1 protein-coding gene is annotated in these 231 nt (G+C 58.0%); it reads left to right on the top strand.

The genetic code is table 11. The features are described 5' to 3' along the window. Nucleotides 1-231 (top strand): cytochrome c1 (locus SB822_RS61405; protein WP_410859708.1); only part of this gene is annotated, 231 nt, incomplete at both ends.

Genomic DNA, 231 nt, shown 5'->3' with positions numbered 1-231 from the left:
GAAGCAGGTCCGGACTACATCCATTCTCTGCTGACCGGCTATGATGAACAGCCACCAGCGGGGATGCATATTCCGGAAGGGACGCATTTCAACCCATACTTCATCGCCGGCAAGGCGCTGGCCATGGCAAAGCCGCTGAGCGACGACCAAGTCACCTATGACGATGGTTCGCCGCAAACGGTGGATCAGTATGCACGCGACGTTGCGGCATTCCTGATGTGGGCTGCAGAG

It is taken from the genome of Paraburkholderia sp. SIMBA_054 (assembly GCF_046534875.1).
Taxonomy (GTDB): Bacteria; Pseudomonadota; Gammaproteobacteria; order Burkholderiales; family Burkholderiaceae; genus Paraburkholderia; species Paraburkholderia hospita.
Note: the sequence above shows the minus strand (reverse complement) of the source record. Positions and strands in the feature narration are given on the sequence as shown.